This window comes from Streptosporangium sp. NPDC050284, assembly GCF_044459525.1.
Lineage (GTDB): Bacteria > Actinomycetota > Actinomycetes > Streptosporangiales > Streptosporangiaceae > Streptosporangium.
Genome location: NZ_JBITIZ010000001.1, coordinates 581996 through 601718 on the forward strand (window position 1 = coordinate 581996; position 19723 = coordinate 601718).

14 protein-coding genes are annotated in these 19723 nt (G+C 70.4%); 7 read left to right on the top strand and 7 right to left on the bottom strand.

Annotated features, from left to right (window positions below; translation table 11 throughout):
• Positions 1-24: 24 nt before the first annotated feature.
• On the bottom strand, positions 25-1332 hold the full coding sequence (locus ACIBH4_RS02465; RefSeq protein ID WP_362512102.1) for an HEXXH motif domain-containing protein: 1308 nt from the start codon (positions 1330-1332) through the stop codon (positions 25-27).
• Between the two features lie 782 nt (positions 1333-2114).
• Between ACIBH4_RS02465 and ACIBH4_RS02470 the strand changes: the two genes are divergently transcribed.
• A complete protein-coding gene (locus ACIBH4_RS02470; protein ID WP_362512333.1) occupies positions 2115-3290 on the top strand; it encodes an FxsB family cyclophane-forming radical SAM/SPASM peptide maturase in 1176 nt (391 codons plus the stop codon).
• On the top strand, positions 3287-4591 hold the full coding sequence (locus ACIBH4_RS02475; RefSeq protein WP_362512105.1) for an HEXXH motif domain-containing protein: 1305 nt from the start codon (positions 3287-3289) through the stop codon (positions 4589-4591). The genes ACIBH4_RS02470 and ACIBH4_RS02475 overlap by 4 nt, the downstream gene beginning before the upstream one ends.
• Positions 4592-4602: 11 nt before the next feature.
• Here the strand turns inward: ACIBH4_RS02475 and fxsT are convergent, their stop codons facing one another.
• Positions 4603-7134, bottom strand: a complete 2532-nt coding sequence (gene fxsT / locus ACIBH4_RS02480; RefSeq protein ID WP_362512108.1) for an FxSxx-COOH system tetratricopeptide repeat protein — start codon at positions 7132-7134, stop codon at positions 4603-4605.
• Positions 7135-7326: 192 nt separating this feature from the next.
• Between fxsT and ACIBH4_RS02485 the strand changes: the two genes are divergently transcribed.
• The 3 genes from ACIBH4_RS02485 (at position 7327) to ACIBH4_RS02495 (ending at position 10595) form a co-directional block, all read left to right on the top strand.
• A complete protein-coding gene (locus ACIBH4_RS02485; protein WP_350944028.1) occupies positions 7327-7491 on the top strand; it encodes a hypothetical protein in 165 nt (54 codons plus the stop codon).
• A 195-nt stretch (positions 7492-7686) separates the two neighbouring features.
• Positions 7687-8577 carry an SIR2 family protein gene (locus ACIBH4_RS02490; protein WP_362763545.1) on the top strand — a complete coding sequence of 297 codons (891 nt, stop codon included), beginning with the start codon at positions 7687-7689 and terminating at the stop codon, positions 8575-8577.
• Positions 8574-10595, top strand: coding sequence for a tetratricopeptide repeat protein (locus ACIBH4_RS02495; protein ID WP_362763344.1), 2022 nt, complete (start codon positions 8574-8576; stop codon positions 10593-10595). Before ACIBH4_RS02490 ends, ACIBH4_RS02495 begins: the two co-directional genes overlap by 4 nt.
• Before the next feature lie 48 nt (positions 10596-10643).
• Here ACIBH4_RS02495 and ACIBH4_RS02500 read toward each other — a convergent pair whose 3' ends face one another.
• The 5 genes from ACIBH4_RS02500 to ACIBH4_RS02520 form a co-directional block, all read right to left on the bottom strand.
• Positions 10644-12065, bottom strand: coding sequence for an MFS transporter (locus ACIBH4_RS02500; protein ID WP_362512116.1), 1422 nt, complete (start codon positions 12063-12065; stop codon positions 10644-10646).
• A 107-nt stretch (positions 12066-12172) separates the two neighbouring features.
• Positions 12173-13846 (bottom strand): hypothetical protein, encoded by a 1674-nt coding sequence (locus ACIBH4_RS02505; protein ID WP_362512119.1) that lies wholly within the window; start codon positions 13844-13846, stop codon positions 12173-12175.
• 64 nt (positions 13847-13910) lie between these two features.
• Complete coding sequence (locus ACIBH4_RS02510) at positions 13911-14861, bottom strand: sugar kinase (protein ID WP_362512122.1); 951 nt, start codon at positions 14859-14861, stop codon at positions 13911-13913.
• A gap of 7 nt (positions 14862-14868) precedes the next feature.
• Positions 14869-15807: a pseudouridine-5'-phosphate glycosidase gene (locus ACIBH4_RS02515; RefSeq protein WP_362512125.1), complete on the bottom strand. Its 939-nt coding sequence runs from the start codon at positions 15805-15807 to the stop codon at positions 14869-14871.
• A gap of 123 nt (positions 15808-15930) precedes the next feature.
• The gene (locus tag ACIBH4_RS02520) at positions 15931-16983 is read right to left on the bottom strand and encodes a putative sulfate exporter family transporter (protein WP_362512128.1); all 1053 of its coding nucleotides are present in this window, start codon (positions 16981-16983) and stop codon (positions 15931-15933) included.
• 223 nt (positions 16984-17206) lie between these two features.
• Between ACIBH4_RS02520 and ACIBH4_RS02525 the strand changes: the two genes are divergently transcribed.
• Together ACIBH4_RS02525 and ACIBH4_RS02530 are read left to right on the top strand one after the other, a co-directional pair.
• Entirely contained in the window at positions 17207-18109 is a 903-nt protein-coding gene (locus ACIBH4_RS02525) for a LysR family transcriptional regulator (RefSeq protein ID WP_362512131.1), read from the top strand.
• A 60-nt stretch (positions 18110-18169) separates the two neighbouring features.
• Entirely contained in the window at positions 18170-19687 is a 1518-nt protein-coding gene (locus ACIBH4_RS02530) for an NAD(P)/FAD-dependent oxidoreductase (protein WP_362512134.1), read from the top strand.
• Positions 19688-19723: the final 36 nt, after the last annotated feature.

Consider the following 19723-nt stretch of genomic DNA (forward strand, 5'->3'; position numbering starts at 1 on the left):
ATCGTGGCCGGCCCGCTCCGGGCGCTAGCCGTTGCGTTCGAGCCAGCGCGCGCGGTGCTCGTCCGCGCGCCGCAGGCCCATGGCCCGAGCGCGGGCGGGCACGCTCTCCCGCGACCAGTCGTCGAGGCGCCGCGCCATCCCGGCCGCGAAACTCTCACCGGTAGGGGTCAGCCGCCCACCGGTGAGCAGGGTGCCGGTGACAAGGCGCGCGGCCTCACGCCACTGGAAGAACTCCGCGTGCGCGCGCAGGGCCGCCTCCCCCGACTCCAGGGTGCGCTGGCGCATCCAGTGGCCCGCCACGCCGAGGAAGGCGTACGCCCCCTGAAGGAGTCCCGGCACGGGGCGGGGGTCCTCACGCCAGGGGGCGTAGTGGCGGGAGCCGTCGTCGGGGAGGGTGAGAGGTACGAGGTCGAGCAGGGCCGAGAGCTTCGCGTGTTGTGTCTCGTGCGTCAACGTGACCGCGAGAGAGAGCGCGTCCGGTGGTGTCGACAGGGCCACGCAGCCGAAGGTCTCCCTGGAGGTCGAGCTCGACTGGCCCCCGGCGGGCGCGATCAGCGGTGTGAGGACCGTGATCGCGGTGGACACCTCCTCCGCCACGGTCCGGTGGTGCCGTACCAGCAGATCCCAGGCGGTGTGCAGCGTCGACTGCCATCGCTCGGTCTCGGCCTCGCTGAGCCGCTCGCCGATGTTGGCCGTCTCCGGCATCCTGTAGGGGTCGAGGTCGTCGATGACCAGGCGCAGCGGTATGCCGTCCGCCTCGGCGGACAGCGTGCGCAGGCCCCGCCACCCCGGCGCGTCCCGGCGGGGGTCGTCGGGGATCCGGACGATCATCCGGTCCGCGGTGACCTCCGCGCCTTCGGCGGCGCACTCGACCGTGGCCCAGGAGACGGTCGGCGACAGGATCGCCTGCCCCAGTGACGGCAGTGTCACCACTCCGTCCGCCGCGGGCACGTCGATGTCGCAGGCCGTGCGGGAGCGGATTGCCGCCGCGGCGGCCAGCGCCGAGAGCTGTCCCGGTGTCGCGCGGGTGTCGCCCGCACGGAGCATTCTGATCGTCCGGCGCGCCCAGGCGCCCACCGAAGAGTGCCGTAGCACGGCGTCGACGGCGCCGGGATGACGGCGCTGGACGGTGGCGAGCAGATCGTAGGCACGGCGGGTGGCCGACGACTCCGTGTGGCCGGTCGTGCGAGCCGTCTCCACCACCGCTCGTACGAGAAGCGTGTGCTTGCTGTACTGGGCGGCGGAGAGACGGCCGACCGCGGGGGCGCCACCACCGCCGTGGGCCAGCTCGGAGAACACCTTCGCCGGAATCCGGTGCTCGGGTAGATTCATCGCGCCCCTTCAATCTCCGCGCTTCGTTCGGAGGGCCAGATCGGCTCCGACCCTGTTCTTGATATGCCCGATGAGACGGAACAGGTCGACGCAGTAGACCGATGGATTGGCGAAACCGTGGCCTGCCCGATAGCGATGGGCGTAAAGACCGCCTCCGCACACCCTGCCAACCGGGCACGCCCGGCATTTCTCCGACAGGGCCGGCTCGCCGGCCGGACCCGCGTGACGATCTCGCGGATCGGCTCGCCGCCGTGCGGCACGATCTCGACGTTGCCGAGGTCGTGCGTATGAACGCGTTCGGCGATCCTCGCGGCCGTGGCGGTGAAGGTCTCGCGGCATGCGCTTCGGACGGTTGCGCCAGCCGGAGTCCGCCATTTCGTACATATAGCAATATCTACATGCGAGATCGCACCTGCTGTGGATCTTCAAAATGAACTGCCGAAAAGGGATGGCTCTCCGGCCGGTGGTGACAAGCCCGCCGACGTCCGGGTCCGAGGGCCAATCGCGCACGGTTGATCGGCCTCCACCTCGGCGTGGCGTTATACAAGGTACCGAAAGTCAGCTACAGGGTAGATGGAGGGCGGGGGACGTCGCGGTCGAAGAAGTCATCTCGCTGTACGACCGTTAGGTGCTACTGAAGAAAGCTTTACTGGCTTTAATCTTGACTAACGGCACAAAGTGGTGCGAGATGGGAATGGCGCAAGAGAGGCGTGCCGCATTTGTTAGAGAAGCCGGAACCCAAAATCCTGTCGGCCGAAAACGTGTTTCCGGCCACACTCGATGTGGCCGAACTACTGGCTTCCGGATGGAGGCCCTTCGCCTTCCGACAGTTCATTCTGAAGATCCACAGCAGATGTGACCTCGCCTGCCGTCACTGTTACATCTACGAGATGGCGGACCAGTCCTGGAGGGCCCAGCCGCGGCGCATGTCCGAGGCGATCGTCCAGCGAACGGCACAGCGCATCGCGGAGCACGCCCTCGCCCACGAGCTGGCGGAGGTGGAGGTCATCCTGCACGGGGGAGAGCCGCTTCTGGCCGGACCGGAACTCATCTCCCACGCCGTGCGCACCATCAGGGGAGCGGCCGCCGACGTCGGGACCCGGGTCCACGTCGGCGTGCAGACCAACGGGCTGCGCCTGGACGAGGCCTACCTGCGGCTCTTCGGTGACCTGGAGATCCGGGTGGGGGTGAGCCTGGACGGCTACGAGGCGGCCCACGACCGGCACAGGCTCTTCACGGGCGGAAAGGGAAGCCACGCCATGGTCGCCGCCTCGTTGCGGAGACTGACGGCCGGTCCCTTCCACCATCTCTTCAGCGGTCTTCTGTGCACGATCGACGTCCGCAACGATCCGCTGGCCACCTACGACGCGCTCCTGGAGTTCGACCCGCCGGCGGTCGACTTCCTCCTGCCGCACGGAAACTGGCTCACACCTCCGCCCTTTCGCGACCCGGGCTCGGCCGCCACCCCGTACGCCGACTGGCTGCTGCCGATCTTCGACCGCTGGTACGGGGCGGCGGTGGAGGAGACCGAGATCCGGTTCTTCAACGAGATCGTCCGCCTGCTCACCGGGCGTGCGTCCCGTACCGAGGCCATCGGCCTCTCCCCGGCGAGGATGGTCGTCATCGAGACGGACGGCAGCATCGAGCAGTCGGACATCCTCAAGTCCAGCTATCACGGCGCTCCCGCCACCCTGCTGCACGTCCTTCGCGACTCCTTCGACACGGTGCTCGGGCACCCGTCCATAGCGGCCCGTCAGATCGGCGAGCTCGCGCTGGCACCCGTGTGCCGGGCCTGCGACCTTCGTTCCGTCTGCGGCGGCGGACTCTACCCGCACCGCTACAGCGAGACCCACGGATTCCTCGGCCCCTCGGTCTACTGTCCCGATCTCTACCGGCTCATAGATCACATTCGCGCGCGGCTCGTACGCGACGTCGCCCGGCTGAAGGGAAACGCATGAGGTTCACCTTGCGTCCGGTGTCCGACGAGACGTTCTCCAGGCTCGCGAAGGGCGGGGGCGGGACCGAGGCCATGGCCGAGCTGCGCGTGCGGCAGTGCCTCAGGACCAGGTTCTTCATCCGCGGGCTCGTCCTTGAGGCGAAGGCGGCGGGCCATCCGCACGCCGATCTCTCGGCTCGCGCCTACGATCTCCTGGCCGAGATGGAGAGCCAGGGGAGAGAGCGGGTCGACCCGGAGCTGTGCCACCCGGCCGTGGGCGCGTGGGCGCTGCGGACGTACCGCTCGCTCAGGGCCGGTACGGGGGCGAAGGACGATCCCGGTCGGCTGGCAGCCCTGGTCGTCGCGATCGCGGTCAGAGCGCGGATCGCCTGCGAGGTCCGCCTCGCCGTCGAGGAGGACGCCGTCGTCCTGCCGGGGCTCGGCCGCCTCACCGTTCCCGCAGGTGCGCGGGGAGTGCTCGCCGTCACCGTGCGGCCGGACGCGAACGGGGCCGAGCTCGACATCGGCCGCTCGACGGTCCGTGTCGACCCCCTTCGCGACGGGGCCGGCTGGCAGATTCTGCGTCGGCTGCCGGTGGATTCCGGGCTCAGCCTCGTCGTCGACGACGTGGACCCCTACCGGTGGCCCACGGGACATGTCACCGAGTCGCGGCTGAGCGAGCCTCGGCTGAAGCACTGGGCGTCGTGCCTGCGCGACGCGTGGCGCGTCCTGACCGCCCGCCACTGGACCGTCGCCGCGGAGTTGACCTCCGGCATCACGGCGCTCACCCCCATACACGCACCGGCCTTCGGCCAGAACAGCGCCACCTCGCGCGAGACGTTCGGGACCGTCGCCCTGTCGGAGCCGCAGCACGGCCTGGGAATGGCCGCGACGTTCGCCCACGAGATCCAGCACGCGAAGCTGACGGCGCTGACCGACACGGTCGAGCTGACCCTGCCCGAGAACGGGCGGCGGCACTACGCGCCGTGGAGGAACGACCCCCGCCCCGTCAACGGGTTGTTGCAGGGAGCGTACGCCTACCTCGGGGTGGCGGGATTCTGGAGGCGCCAGCACGCTTCGGAGCGGGGAGCCCGCGCCTTCCGTGGGCAGGTCGAGTTCGCGCGCTGGAGAGAGGCGGCGTACGGCGTCACCGGCACGCTCATGGCGAGCGGGGGCCTGAACGAGCGCGGGGCGGAATTCGTGAAGGCGATGAGGGGCACGCTGGAAGCCTGGCTGGACGAGCCGGTGGACCTCGCGGTGGCGGCGCAGGCCCGTCGCGAGGCCGAACAGCACCTTGAGAGCTGGAGGCGCCGCAACTCCTGAGCCGGGGGTGGTCAGATCGGCGGGGGGTCGAAGTCGCACTCGATGCGACGGCCCTCGCTCGCGAGCAGGGCGTCTGGGTGACCGATCTCCAAAGGGCGTTCGTATCGCCGCATCGTGTCGGCGTACAGGAGATCGGCCTCCTTCTCGGCGCCCGTCGCCCGCAGGTCGAGGGCGAGGTTGCCGGCGCAGGCGAGGCTCAGGAAGTGGTTCTCGCCGAGGAGCTTGCGCAGCAGGCCGAGGGTGTCCTCGCCGAGCTCGCGGGCACTGTCGCTCTCTCCCATCGCGGCCAGGTCGCTCTGGAGGCTGATGGCGCAGCTCAGCGGGTAGTGGTGGTTGCGACCGACCTTCGCGATCAGGGCATCCCTGGCTTTCTCGTTCAGGGCGCGGGCCTTCGCGAGGTCCCCGCGCAGGCGGTGCAGGATCGCCAGGTTGCCCTCGCAGGCGTTGGTGTAGGGGTGGTCGGCTCCGTACACCTTCGGATAGCGGCTGATCGTCTTCTCCGCGATCGCGTACGCCTCGTCGAGGCTGCCCGCTGCCCGCAGGGCGTTGGAGAGGTTGATCGCGGCCGCCATGGTGTCGGGGTGAGCGTCTCCGAACAGCCGCTGGAAGCGGGTGTGCGTGTCGTGCGCGAGCTCCAGGGCCTCGGTGATCTCTCCCGCCCGCCGTTTCGCGATGGAGAGGTCCTTGGCGGCCAGCAGGGTGTAGTGGTGATCGAGGGTCAGCTCCTGGACGCCGTAGGCGTAGGCCTCCTCGCCCAGGTCGCAGGCCTCCGTGTAGTCGCCGCAGAGTCGCACGGTCCTGGCCAGGCTGTTCCACGACAGCAGCAGGGTGCCCTTGCTGATCCCCTCCGCCATGTAGCTCTGCTCCAGGTAGGTCTCCTGGTGCAGCCTGCGCGCCTCCGCGTAGTCACTGGTCAGCGCGTAGTCGAGGGCCAGGTTGTACACCACGCGCAGGGTGGAGGGGTCGGAGGGGCCCAGGCCGTTCATGTGGGTGACCCGCGACTCCTGGTCCAGTGTGCGAGCGGCGAGGAAATCGCCGCGGGCACGCAGCGAGGCCGCGTAGCCGTTGACCGTCGCGAGGGTCTCCGGATGCTCGGGACCGAGGATCTCGGTCATCTTGTCGAGGGTCGCGTGGTCGATGTCGTACGCCCTGGCGTACTGCCCGAGACCTCGCAGGATGTTGCCGAGGTGTCTGTACGCGACGAGCACGTCCAGGTGGTCCGGCCCGCTGACCTGGCTCCATCTCTCGATGAAGCTCGTGATGAACGAATGGGCCGACTGGTAGTTGCCCGACCGGTACAGGTAACGGGCCATGGACAGGGCGAACGACCTGGCCCGCGGATCCGTGCACTCCTCCAGGCCCGAGGGGGCGACGTGGGCGACCAGCTCCTCGAAACCGCGCCACTTGTCGGTGTCGTCGGGATCGTTCGGGGCGCTGCCGGCGAGCAGCACGTGGACCTCGTGCCTGACCTCCTGCTGGTCCTTCTCCGGCAGGTCGTCGCGCAGGAGCGCCTGGACCAGGCGGTGGACCTGGATGGTGCGGGTCGCCGGCTCGATCCTGGCCAGGGCGAAGCGTCTGAGTTCGCTCAGCGCCGTGGCGAGCAGGATGGGGTCGGACAGGATCGCGCTCAGGCGGGGGACGACGGCCTTGTTGCTCCTGCGGAACACGTCGCGCGGGATGGGCTCGGGCCCGAAGAAGGCACAGCAGCGCAGAACCGTGATCGCCTCGGGGAGGCGGTCCTGCAGGAGCGACACCGACACCTTCCAGGCCGCGGTCATCGACAGTGGGTATCCCGGCGCCCGGTTCGCGCCCAGCAGGCGGCTCGCCTGCTCTTCGAGCTGCTCCAGGTATTCGTCGACCGACATGCCGGTCTCGTACTGCAGCGCTCCGGCCTGCTCCAGGGCGAGGGGGAGGTCGCCGAGCTGCTCGGCCAGTCGCGAGGCGTCGTCGTCGGGAACCTCCCTGCGCAGGCGCTTCTTCAGGAACGCCACGCTCTCCTCGCGGGTGAAGACGTCGACCTGGAGGGTCTCGAAGTGGTCCTCCCACTTGGGATTGCGGGAGGTGATCAGGACATGGCCCGGCCCGCGCGGGATGAACTCCGCGACCTGCCCCGGCTCCTCGGCGTTGTCGAAGATCAGCAGCCAGCGGCGGTAGGGGTCGCCGCTCTGCAGCGTCCTGCGCACGGCCTCCGCGGCCTCCTCGACGCCGGTGGCCGAGACCGCGGGCAGGCCCAGGTGCGGGGCCATCGCGGCGAGGGCGGACGGCACCAGCACGCGCTGGTCGGCGGGGATCCACCAGACAAGGTCGTAGTGCGAGCGGTAACGGTGGGCGTACTCGATGGCCAGGTGGGTCTTGCCGACGCCGCCCCATCCCTGAAGAGCCTGGGGCTGGGGGACCACGGCGGTGACGGTGCTGATGCCCTGGCGGAGCTTGAGAAGCAGGTCGTCCCGCCCCGTGAAGTTTCTGTTGCGGGGCGGGACTTTCTCCCAGATCTCGGGCTGACGCTCCGGCACCGTGTTCGCGGCGTGTGAAAGCTCCACCACCTCTGGCCTCCGCCCTGTTCGATCCGAAGGATTCTGCCGCCATCTTAGAGCTTGATTCGAGAAGCCGGGCAGAACAGAATCAAATAAATGAACGGCGCATCTTGAATTCTGCGGGCACGGCAGATGGGTGTCACGCCCGTTTGGGGTGGCCGAAAACAGGTCGGCGGCAGGGTCGTTTAGTAGGGAGCGCAAATGCATTATGACGGTGCGGCGTCGACGGTCTCCATCGACATCACCGATCTGTCGTTCAGGGATCTTGAGAAGGTCGGGAGCGCCTCCCTCAGGAGAGTGCTGGAGGAGTTTTTCGAGCACGGTGCGGATCTGGAGCCGAGCGCGGGTTTCGACAGCTCGATATGAGCGATCGCCTTGCGATTCCGGGCAGAGTGCGACAGAAAGATAACCGTGAAGCATCCGCCCGTTTCCCGTCGGTCGGTGAGCCGGGCATCAAGGTCCTGCTCGCTGGGGGTTGACCGGGGCAATAGAGTCATTCGGCATCGGGTCCGTGGTCCAAACGGGCCTTCTGCCTGTGAGGTGGTGCCCTGCGTGCACGACATGGGGGAGGCCGAGTGGGAGCGCCTGCTCGACCAGCTGAACAGCGGAGACTGCACGCCCTTCCTGGGATCGGGGGCGTGCGTGGGCACCCTGCCGACGGGGACGGCGCTGAGCCGCGACATGGCGCGCCGATGGGACTATCCCTTCGCCGACGACCACGATCTCCCCAGGGTGACGCAGTTCGCGGTGATGAGATACGGGGATTCGGTATATGTGAAGAGGCGGATCTGCGACGAACTCGATGCCGGGGGAGCTCCCGACTTCCTCGACCCGCTTGAGCCGCACGCCCTGCTGGCGAGTTTCCCTCTTCCGGTATACCTGACGACGAACTACGACGACTTCATCCTGCGCTCGCTCGAAGCAGTAGGAAAAAGGCCGAATGTGGCAATTTGCCCATGGAACAAAGGGGTCGCCTACGCGGAGGATCTGTTCAGCAGTGAGGCGGGCTGGAACCCCAGGCCTGAGGCTCCGCTCATCTACCATCTGCACGGCAACCTGCAGGATCCGGCGTCGATCGTGCTGGCCGAGGACGACTATCTGGAGTTTCTCACCAACCTCGCGGTGGACGGCGTCGCGGGCGGCCAGCGAATGCTGCCCACCTCCATTCTCGCGGCGCTGACCAGGAGACCCCTGCTGTTCATCGGCTACAGCCTGCAGGACTGGACGTTTCGCGTGCTTTTCCACGGGCTGTTGAAAGCCGTTCCCGGGATCAACCGCCGCAGGCACGTGAGCGTCCAGCTCGCCCCCTCGCTCGCCAGCACGAAGGCGGACGTGCTGGAGGTCCAGCGCCAGCTGGCCAGATACTACGAAGACTGGCGGATCTCCATCTTCTGGGGGACGGCGGAGGAGTTCTGCCGTGAGCTGCGCCGGCGGATGGGACCGGTGCCGTGACCTCCGAGGTGACCCCCGATCGCGACCGGTCCGACGCGACCGGTCAACCGTACGTCGGCCTGCGGGCCTTCCGCCGCGAGGACGGCTCCAAGTTCTTCGGCCGCGACAGGGAGGCTCGCGAGGTCTCCGACCTGTGGCAGGCCGGGCGCCTGACCGTGCTGTACGGGCCGTCCGGCGTGGGCAAGACCTCGCTGATCCAGGCCGGGGTGCTCCCGCTGCTGGACGCGGGCAGGACCGACGTCCTGCCGATAGGACGGGTCTCGCACGGCTCGCCCTTCCCCTCCGCCGCGCTCTCACGGCACAACCCGCACGTGTTCGCGCTGCTGTCGTCGTGGTCCCCGTCGGAGACGCCCACCCGGCTGGCGGGGCTGACGATCCGCGAGTTCCTGGGCCGGCGCCCGCCCCGCCAGGATCCGTACGGAGATCCGGTGCTCACCCTGGCCGCGATCGACCAGGCCGAGGAGCTCTTCGGCGGCTTCGCCCACCGCCAGCCGTACCGGGAGTGGTTCATCGGCCAGCTCGTCGAGGCGCTGGACGACGACCCGAACCTGCGCCTTCTCGTCTCGATCCGGGAGGACCACCTCGCCGCGATCCTTCCCCACGAGCCGAAACTGGCGGGCATGGCCAGAAGCCGCTTCTCGCTGACCGCCCTCGACACGGCCGCCGCGGTCCGGGCGACCGAGGGGCCTCTCGAGGGGACGGGCCGCTCCTTCGCCCCCGGCGCGGCACGGGGTCTGGTGGACGACCTACGCATGATCAGGGTCGGCAGGGCGCTCGGCGAGGAGGTCGTCGCCGACGCCAAGGTGGTCGAGCCCGTCCAGCTGCAGGTCGTGTGCTCGGCCATGTGGCGCTCCCTGCCCGAGGAGGTGCGGGTCATCTCCTCCGACCACGTCCGCAGGTTCGCCAACGCCGACCGCTCGCTCACCGACTTCTCCGAGCGGATGATCTCCGAGGTGGCCCATGACCACTTCGGGGACGACGTCGCGGAGCTCAGGAGCTGGCTGCGCCGCTGTTTCATCACCGAGCTCGGCACCCGCGAGGTCGTCTACCAGGGGGAGACCGTCACCGCCGGCATGCCGAACGCGGTGGTCAGGGCGCTGGTCGACCGCCACATCCTGCGTGAGGACATCAAGGCCGGCACGCGGTGGTGTGAGCTCTCGCACGAGCGTCTCATCCAGCCCATCCTCCAGAACGACCATCTCGTCGTACGGGCCGAGAGCGGGTCGTTCCCCGACGACTACCTGCGCGCCGCCGAACTCTCGTTCCGCGACGGGGAGTTCGCGCTGGCCGCGAAGCAGGCGGAGGAGGCTCTGGAGCGCTGCGGCGACAACACCAGGTCGCGGGCGGAGATCGAGTCCTTCCTCGGTAACGTCGCGCACCGACGCGAGGACTTCGAGAAGGCCGTCTCCCACTACCGCACCGCCGCGGTCCTCTTCGAGTCGCTGGGGGCGACCTCGGCGGTCGGCGGCCTTCTCGCCGGGATCGGCAGGCTGCGGCTGGCCCAGGGACGCCCTTCGGCCGCGGTGCGGGAGCTGTACTCGGCGATACGCCGCGTGCCCGATGACATGCACATCCAGACCGAGCTCGCCTGGGCGCTCTGGTACGACGGCCATCCCGACGCGGCGCGCGACGTCCTCAACGACGTGCTGGGCAGGGAGGGAAATCTCGCCGAGGCGTTGCGCGCCCGCGGTGAGATCCTCGCCGGCCTCGGCCAGGCCAAGGCCGCGCTACGCGACCTCGACAGGGTCCGGCCGCTGCAGTGGCCCTCCACCAGGGCCGCCCACGCTCTCGCGCTGGCCACGCTGGGCCGTTTCCCCGAGGCGGAACGGGAGATCGGGGCTGTGCGGGCCGAGGCGGGAGATCACGGCCCGGTGCTGTTGTACGCCGCCCGTATCAAGGCACTGGCCGATGAGACGGGGGAGGCGGCCGCACTGGCCCGGCGGGCCGGCGCGGCGAGGTCGCCCGGGCTCCCCGCCCACCTGGCGGCGGAGGCGGAGCGCCTGGTCGGGCTCAGCTGAGCGGGCGGTTCAGGAGTGGGGGCAGGAATGGGGGGCAGAGTGGGCGGGTCAGGAGTGGGCGGGTCTTTCCTCTCCGGGCATCAGCCTTTCCGCTCCGGGAATCAGGCTGCCGCGTAGAGCGGGAACGGCCGTCACGACTATCGCGACCGCGACCATGGTGACGAAAAGGATCACGGTCGCCCCGTCGCCGCCGAAGCAGGTGACGAGAAGGGCGCCGAGCGGCGCCGCCACCGAGATCGCCACGCGGCTGGTGAGCCGGGACACGCTCGCCACCCTCGCGATCTTGTCCGAGTCGAACGCGTGAGCCTCGAAGGTCCTGATGCTGATATTGCTGAGGGCCCCGCTGCACCCGGTCACCAGCGTCGCCACGGCGAAGGAAGCGGGGTGTCCACCGAAAGCGGCGATGAACAGCGCCAATGCCCACACCCACACCTGCGCGAACAGCATGTAGGACGGCGGTGTCACTCGCAGGACGACAAGGGATCCCACGACTCCCCCCAGCCCGCCCCCCGCCAGCACCACCCCGACGATCAGCGGCGACAGTTCCGCAGAGCTCGCGAGAAAGACCATGGTGAGCGCGTTGACCATCAGATTCGTGAAGGCGGTGAGCGCCATCGCGGTACGAAGAAAGGGTTGCTGGGCGACCTCACGCAGCCCGTCGCCGACTTTGACCAGCGGGCGCGCGTCTCGTCGGACGCCCTTCGCGTCCATTCGCATCAGAAGGCCGAACGAGAGAAAGAAGAGCACGGTGTTGACGGCGGACGGTATCGCCTGCCCGACTCCCAGCAGGAAACCGCCGAGAGGCCTTCCCGTCAGGACGGCGGTGTGGAAGCTCATCTCGCTTCGCGCGAGCGCGCGGCGAAGTCCGTCACGGCCGGCCAGCATCGGGATCAGCGCGTTCTCCGCCAGCGAGTGCAGGACCCACAGGGCTCCCTCGACGAGGGCGGCCACCAGCAGCTGGGGCAGTGAGGCCGAGCCGCAGAGCAGGGCGAAGAAGACGCTGGCCGCGGCGATCCCCCGGATCGCCTCCGTCCACAGCATGACCCGGCGCGGATCGAAATGGTCGATCAGAGCACCGGCCGGAATGTACAGCAGCAGGCCGGGAACGGTCGAGGCGAACCCCACCCATCCGGCGGCCATGGGAGAACCGGTGAGCGCCAGGGCGATGAGCGGATAGGAAACGCCGAGGGTCCGGAACGCGGTCATGGAAAGCGCCGAGCCGACCCATGCCAACCTGAGGTTCCTGGCGTTGCGTGCCTGAGGCGCCCTCGCCGGTCCGTCCCCCACAGCTTGCGTATTCCTGTTCTCGTTGTCAGCCGTTGGACAACAGCTGACAACTGATTTGTGAGGTGGGCCGTCAAAATCGCCAGCAGAAGCGGAGAAATGGGACTTTGTTGACATGAAAACGACCAATGGGACCCCTGGAATACGGGTCCCATTGTTAATTCCAGCCTCGGGAGGCCCAAGCATAGCGCCGATTCACATAAACGAAATCAAGCCCGCTCTCCCCGCCGGATTCCCGTGCCTCACGCCCGTCCCTTCTCCGTAGCACGGGGAAGGGAACAGGCGGAATGCCGTCAGGCGGGCAGCTGGGCGTCCAGGCGGTAGCCGTCGACGGTGACGTAGACCTGGTCGCCGGGACGGGCGTTCAGACGCATCAGGACGGGCTGCAGCGAGTCGAAGACAGGGTGGTCCCGCCAGACCAGGACCACCGCGTTGTCGCCGGGGCCGGTGACCGACAGCAACGTGCCGGGACGCATGCCCAGCCGGGTGGCGTATCCCTCGGGCACGGCCACCGGGCCGCCCCGCAGGTGGTCGCTGGTCACCTCGATGCGCTGCCAGCGGCCCGGGTCGGACGACGGGCTCGCGGGCGAGTGAAGCGGGGCCCGCTGGCTGGTGATCAGGTGCGGCCTGGAGTTTCCGCCCGCCAGGGCCGACAGCGTGGCCAGGGCCGCGCGAGGGTCGATGGCGCCGGTGTTCACCTGCGGGATCGGCTGTCCGCCGCGGTGATGATGGCCGTTGGCCCCCGGGGTGCGGCGCGGCAGCTGCCTGACCTCCTCGGAGGCACCCTCCTGCGGGGCCGCCTCCTGCGCGGTGCTCGCGGCGGCGAGGGCGTCCAGCCAGGGCTGGGCCGAGTGGGCACGGATGCCGAGCTGGTGCTCCATGAGCCTGAGCGAGTCGCTGTCGATCGGCTTGTTCGACAGGAGCTGGCGGGTCCGCTCGCGCAGGCCGCCCAGGTCGCCCACGACGAGCCAGTCGTCCTGGAGCCGCCGGTCCGGCATGAGCGTGACGAGCACCCTCCACAGCGGGGTCCGCAGGGTCGGGACCTCGATCGGATGCGCGGGGTCGGCACCGATGAGCTGGTCCTTGGTGGCGGCGGCGCCGAGCCACTCGGTCAGCCCGAACATGTGCCCGGTGAGCGGGGCGGACTCCGGGGAGCGCAGCCAGAGCAGAATGCGTTCCTCGGCGGCACGCTGGGCCGTCGAGAGCGCGTCGCGGTCGGCGTTCAGCTTGTGCGCGAGCGCGCGCAGGCTGATCGGGTCGACCGCGAAGAGCCGTTCCACGGCGACCGCGCGCTCCAGCGGGCTCCAGTCGCGGAACATGTTGTCGACCAGGCGCACCAGCGGGTAGTCGTTGAGGTTGACCGGGGGCGCGGGGGCTGCAGGTTCGGGGGCCGCCGGTTCTGTGGCCGCGGGCTCGGAAATCGGCGCCTGCGGCGCCGACGGCTGGGCGGGGATCTGCGGCGCGGGTGTCTGCGCCGGGTCCTGGTCGCGCTCCTGGAGCGGGACCTGGGCGTGGACGGCGGCCGGCGCGGCCTGCTCGACGAGGCCGGGGATGTGGCTGAGCACCTCGCGGAAGACGGCGGTGACCACGATCTCGGGGGAGGGCGTCGCGGGCGCGCTCAGGTCTCCCGCGGTCAGGCGGCGCAGGCGGCTCCAGCCGCCCAGGCCGGCGATGGCCGAGCGCGCGGGCTCCGGCCAGTCGGGCAGGGTGGGATCGACCGTGTGCACGTGCAGCGCGGGCAGCACGTCGCTCAACGGCAGATGGTCCCAGCGTGACAGCGAGAGCCGGGCCAGCCTGTCGCAAACCCAGTCGAGCCCTGCGGCGCCGAGGGCCTTTGGCAGGGTGACCGACGACCACCAGCCGGCGGGCAGCCGGGGGTCGGCGAGGGCTTCGGCGACCTGCTGGGGACGGCTCCAGCGCAGGGCCGGGACCAGATCACTCAGGCAGATCGATGACTCGGCATCCATCGGCGGACCGTAACCTCCCCAAAGTGACGCGTGTGGCTAATGGTGCAGCTTACGCCGCAAGCTATCAATTGGCATTAAGAGGGTAAAGCTCCCTGGTACCCAAATCAGACGGAAGGACACGTGGACGGCCACCCAGAACCGTCACGGCCTCCGCCCCGGCACGGCGTCCCGCGTCCAGCGCGACCTCGTCGGTGGCCCCGCTCAGCAGGGCCGTCAGCAGCCCGGCGGCGAACGCGTCCCCCGCTCCAATGGAGTCAATCACCTCGGTGGTGAGCGCGGGAACCCGGGCGGCCAACTTTCCTTCCCTGGCCATCAGCGCGCCGCGGGATCCCAGCTTCACCGCCGCGGCACCGTAGCGCAGGCTCAGGCTCTCGGCCGCCCCCTCGGCGGTCGCCTCGCCGGTGAGCAGCAGCGCCTCGTCCAGATTGGGGATGACCAGCTGGGCGGGGAGGGTCTCCCGGACGAACCGCTCGACGCCGAACGAGCGCAGGAAACCGGTCGAGGCCGGGTCCACACTGATCGAGACCCCGCGCAGGGACGCCTCGGCCATCGCCAGCCGGGAAAGCTGGAGCCCAGGCTCGGCGAACAGTGTGTATCCGGACAGGTGGAGATGACCCACACCGTCGAGCAGGGTCTCGTCCCAGTCGCCCGTGCCGATGTGCCCGCCCGCGCCCCGATTGGTGAGCATGGAACGCTCCCCGGTCACGTCCACCATGGCGATCACCACCGCGGTGGGCCGGTCGGGGTCGACCCGCAGGTGTGGCCGCACCCCGAACCTCCGCAGCTCGGCGGCGTGCCAGTCGGCGGTGTCGAAGCCGGCCCGGGTCAGGATCCGCGCGTCGGCGCCCAGCCAGGCGGCCCAGGAGGCCGTGTTGGCGCCGGAGCCGCCGGGGCGCAGCACGATGTCGGCGGCGGTGTCCGTCCCGACGGCCAGACCGCTCCTGGCGGACCCGCCGTGAAGCGCGACGACGTCGGTCACCACGTCGCCGATGATCAGCAGCCCCGTTCCGGCCACGGTGCCCTCAGTCTCCCCGGCTCCAGGAGGCCGCGATCTGCCCGGCGACACGGGCGTTGCCCCGTACCGCGGCCAGGTTCGCCTCCAGCGAGGCGCCGTCGGTGCCGCGCACCAGGTAGCCCAGGAGGAACGGGGTGATGGCCTGACCGGTGATCCGCCGCTGCTCCGCCTCGGCGAGGGCGCCGGCGAGGATCCGGTCGTGCAGCTCGGGGTCGAGCTGCTCGGACAGCGGCACCGGGTTGGCGACGATGAGCGCGGTCTCCGGGCCGCCGAGCGCGTCCTGGGCCCGCATGATGCCCGCCGCCTCGTCAGGGGTCTCGATGCGCCAGTCGATCGGCTCGCCGGAGGAGTGCAGGTAGAAGCCGGGGAACTCGTCGGTGCGGAACCCCGCGATCGTGACGCCGCGCGTCTCCAGCCGCTGCAGGGTGGCCGGAACGTCCAGGATCGACTTCACGCCCGCGCAGACCACGGTGATGCGGGTCCGGCTCAGCATGTCGAGGTCGGCCGACTCGTCCTGGCTCTCGGTCCATCCGCGGTGCACGCCGCCGAGGCCGCCGGTGGCGAAGATCCGGATGCCCGCCCTGGCGGCGAGGAACGAGGTGGCGGAGACCGTCGTCGCCCCGCTCGCCCCGAGCGCGGCGGCGGTGGGCAGGTCGCGAAAGCCCAGCTTGCGAAGCCCGGGCTCACCGGCGACGCGCTCCAGCTCGCTCTTGTCGAGGCCGATGCGGGCCACGCCGTCCAGCACCGCGATCGTCGCGGGCACCGCCCCGGTCTCCCGGACGATCCGCTCCAGCTCCACCGCGACCTCGAGGTTGCGGGGCTGTGGCAGGCCGTGAGAGATGATCGTGGACTCCAGCGCCACGATCGGGGCACCCCGCTCCAGCGCTTCGGCCACCTCGTCCGAGGGGCGGAGCACATTGGAGAGGGACTGTCGGGTGGTACGCATGAGCTGGTTCTGTCTCCTTGTCCGAGGTCGTAATCATTGCTTGCTTTTGGAACGGTGTAAACGACACCGTCTTCCCCAAAAAGAGCACGTTACGACGGTTGCGAGGAGACGTCCACTTAAAGATCAGCCAATGACCAGCACCCCGAACAGTGAGATCCCGCCGATGATGGCCGTGGCGATCCCGCCCAAGAGCAGCGATCGCCCGCCCCGCGCGAGCTTTCTCAGATCCACACCGGTCCCCAGGGCGAAGAGCGCGGCGGCGAGCAGCACCGCCGTGAGGCCGGGAATCACCTGGACGATCTCGGGCGGCACCGCGCCCATGCTCCGCGCCGCCACGGCCGCGACGAACCCGGCGACGAACAGCGGCACCACCGGCGGGCGCCGCACTGTGTCCCCGGTGTCCCCGGTGTCCCCGGTGTCCCCGGTGTCCCCGGTGTCCTTGACGTCCCGAACGCTCCCAGCACTCCGGGTGCTCCCGGCGTTCCGGGCGCTTTCGCTCCTGGAGCGGTCCGTCGCGGCACGGCGCAGGGAGACGGAGGTCAGCCCGACGATCGGGGCGAGCAGGACGACCCGGGCCAGTTTGACGGCGATCGCGCTCACCAGGACACCCGCTCCGGCCGCCGCGCCGATGGCCGCCACCTGCGCGACCTCGTGCACCGAGGCCCCCGCCCACAGTCCCAGCTGCTGCGGCGTCAGTCCCAACGCCCCCGCGAGCAGGGGAAGCATGACGATCGAGGCACTGCCGTACAGGACGACCACGCCGACCGCGGCCGCCACGTCGTCGTCGTCACTGTCGGCGACCTCGTGCATCGCGGCCACCGCCGCCGCCCCGCAGACGGACACGCCGGTCGCGATCAGCAGGGACCTGCGCGGACCCACCCCGAGGCGACCTCCGATCCGCCGTGTCGCGATGAACGTGACGCCCGTCGCCGCGGCGACCACCGCGAGCGCCTGCCAGCCGAGCGCCAGTAGTTCCGGCAACGCGATCTGCAGGCCGAGCAGCACGATCGCCAGGCGGAGCACCCGGCGGGAGGTGAACCCGAGCCCGGGGACGAGCGACCGGTGCAGGCCGCCGAGGTTGGTGAGCGCGACCCCGAGGAACACCGCGATCACGCCGGCGCTCACCCCCGGAACGACCCTGGTCGCGGCCGTCGCCAGGACCACCGCGACGGTCACGGCCCCGAGCCCCGGCGCGAGCCTCCCGAGAGTTCCGGACCACGCGCCCGGTGCCGACGTCGGTGCCGCAGCCGAGCTCGCTGCCGGGCGTACGGACATCGTCGGGGACCGCGTGGCGGAGCCGGGAGGAGGGGGGGAGTGGGAGACGGGCATGCCCCGAGTGTCGGTGTGACGCCGGGAGGCCGGTAGCCGTCACCTCTGTGGCAGGTCATAGCCTGGCGCTATGAGTGAGCTGCCCGACCTCGAATCCCTGCGCCTGCTCGTCGACGTGGAACGCCTGGGCAGTCTCGGCCAGGCCGCCCGGGCCGCGGGCATCGCGCAGCCGTCGGTGAGCAAGCGCATCTCCCTGCTGGAACGCCGTCTCGGGCTGCCCCTGCTGGAGCGCACCCCGCGCGGATCCACTCTCACCCCGCAGGGCGTGATGGTCTCGGCCTGGGCCGCGCAGGTGCTGGCCGCGGCGGAGGAGCTCATGCGGGGGGCGGAGGCGGTACGGCACGGCCGGGCCGCGCACCTGCACATCGCCGCCAGCATGACGGTGGCCGAATACCTGCTGCCTCGATGGCTGGGCGAGCTCCAGGATCGCGAGCCCCAGGTCCAGGTCGGCCTGGACGTGCAGAACTCGGCCGAGGTGGCGAGGCTGATCGGAGGGGAGATCGAACTCGGGTTCGTGGAGGGGCCCTCGGTCCCGGCAGGGCTGGTGTCGCGGGTGGTGGCCACCGACAGGCTCGTGGTGGTGGTCGCGCCGGGGCATCCGTGGGCGCGTCGCCGCACCCCGCTGCTCGCCGCAGAGCTGGCCGCCACCCCGCTCGTCGTCCGCGAGCGGGGGTCGGGCACCCGCGAGACGCTGGACCTCGCGCTCACCGGCCACACGGCCGCCCCCCCGAGACTGGAGCTCGGTTCCAACGCCGCGGTCAAGGGCGCCGCCCGCGAGGGCGCCGCCCCGGCCGTGCTCAGCGGCTACGCGGTGGAGGCCGAGCTGGCCACCGGCCGCCTGGTCGAGGTGCCCACGAAGGACATCGACCTCACGCGCCGCCTGCGGGCGGTGTGGCGCCACGGGCGCGTCCTCACCGGCCCCGCCGCCACCCTCCTCGACATCACCCTCTCCGCCGCCCGCGAGCGGCGATGACTCCGGACCTGTTCCCTCACCTGTTCACCCACCTCACCTACTCACCGATTGGGAAGTCTCGTGCTCCGCTCTCGCTACGAAGCCGTGATCGTCGGAGGCGGCCACAACGGCCTGGTCGCCGCCACCTACCTCGCCCGCGCCGGACGACGCGTCCTCGTCCTGGAACGCCTCGGTCACGTCGGCGGCCTCGCCGTCTCGGCGAAGGCGTTCCCCGGGGTCGACGCGAGGCTCTCGCGCTACTCCTACCTGGTCAGCCTGCTGCCCTCGAAGATCGTCACCGACCTGGGGCTCAAGATCGCGTTGCGCCGCCGCAGGTACGCCTCGTACACGCCGGTGGGCGACACCGGGCTGCTCGTCGACAACGGCGACGCCGCGCGGACGGCCGCCTCCTTCGCCCGGGTCACCGGAGGCACCGGTGAGCTGGAGGCGTGGCGTCGCTTCTACGGGATGACCGCCGAGGTGGCCCAACGGATCGCGCCGACGCTGCTGGAACCCCTCGCCGACCGCGCGGCGACGCGGAACCTCGTCGGTGAGGAGGCCTGGCGCGACCTGTTCGAACGCCCGATCGGCGAGGTGGTGGACGAGCGGTTCGCCGACGACACCGTACGCGGCGTGGTCCTCACCGACGCCCTCATCGGCACCTTCGCCGACCCCGCGGGCCCGGACCTGCTCGCCAACCGCTGCCTCCTCTACCACGTGATCGGCGACGGTACCGGCGACTGGAACGTCCCCGTCGGCGGCATGGGCGCGGTCTCCGGCGCGCTCGCCGACGCCGCCCGCGCCGCGGGGGCGGAGATCCTGACCGGCGCCGAGGTCCTCGCGGTCGACCCCTCCGGTGAGGTCTCCTTCCGCGACGCCCTCGGGGAGCACACGGTGACGGGCGAGCGGATCCTGGCCAACGTGCCGCCCGCCGTGCTCGCCCGGCTGCTCGGAGACGCCGAGCCCTCCACCCCCGAGGGGGCACAGCTCAAGGTCAACATGGTGCTCTCGCGGCTGCCGCGCCTGAGGGACACCGGTGTGGACCCCGCGGCGGCGTTCAGCGGCACGTTCCACATCAACGAGGGCCGCGACCGGCTCGCCCGCGCGTACCAGGAGGCGTCGGCGGGGCGGATCCCCTCGCTGCCCCCGGCCGAGGTCTACTGTCACTCGCTGACCGACTCCTCCATCCTCGGCCCGGAGCTGCGCCGGACCGGAGCCCACACGATGACGTTGTTCGGCCTGCACATGCCGGCCAGGTTGTTCCGGGAGGACCCGGCGGGGGCGCGCGAGGCGGCGCTGCGCGCCACGCTCGCCTCGATGAACGAGGTGCTCGCCGAACCCGTCGAGGACTGCCTGCTGCGCGCCCCCGACGGCAGCCCCTGCCTGGAGGCCAAGACCCCGGTCGACCTGGAGAACGAGGCGGGCCTGCCCGGCGGTCACATCTTCCACCGCGACCTGTCCTGGCCGTACGGGGAGCCGGGGCGCTGGGGCGTGGAGACCGCCTTCGAGCGCGTCCTGCTCTGCGGCGCGGGCGCCAGGCGCGGCGGCGGCGTCAGCGGCATCCCCGGCCACAACGCCGCGATGGCACTGCTCACCTGAGGCGTTCATCTCGCTCTCATGGTGTGCGTCTACCGT

Coding starts and splice junctions, on each gene's coding strand:
- ACIBH4_RS02515 (WP_362512125.1), bottom strand. CDS start 15,807: ATGCGTACCACCCGACAGTCCCTCTCCAATGTGCTCCGCCCCTCGGAC.
- ACIBH4_RS02490 (WP_362763545.1), top strand. CDS start 7,687: ATGGGGGAGGCCGAGTGGGAGCGCCTGCTCGACCAGCTGAACAGCGGA.
- ACIBH4_RS02505 (WP_362512119.1), bottom strand. CDS start 13,846: ATGGATGCCGAGTCATCGATCTGCCTGAGTGATCTGGTCCCGGCCCTG.
- ACIBH4_RS02525 (WP_362512131.1), top strand. CDS start 17,207: ATGAGTGAGCTGCCCGACCTCGAATCCCTGCGCCTGCTCGTCGACGTG.
- ACIBH4_RS02485 (WP_350944028.1), top strand. CDS start 7,327: ATGCATTATGACGGTGCGGCGTCGACGGTCTCCATCGACATCACCGAT.
- ACIBH4_RS02500 (WP_362512116.1), bottom strand. CDS start 12,065: ATGCTTGGGCCTCCCGAGGCTGGAATTAACAATGGGACCCGTATTCCA.
- ACIBH4_RS02465 (WP_362512102.1), bottom strand. CDS start 1,332: ATGAATCTACCCGAGCACCGGATTCCGGCGAAGGTGTTCTCCGAGCTG.
- ACIBH4_RS02475 (WP_362512105.1), top strand. CDS start 3,287: ATGAGGTTCACCTTGCGTCCGGTGTCCGACGAGACGTTCTCCAGGCTC.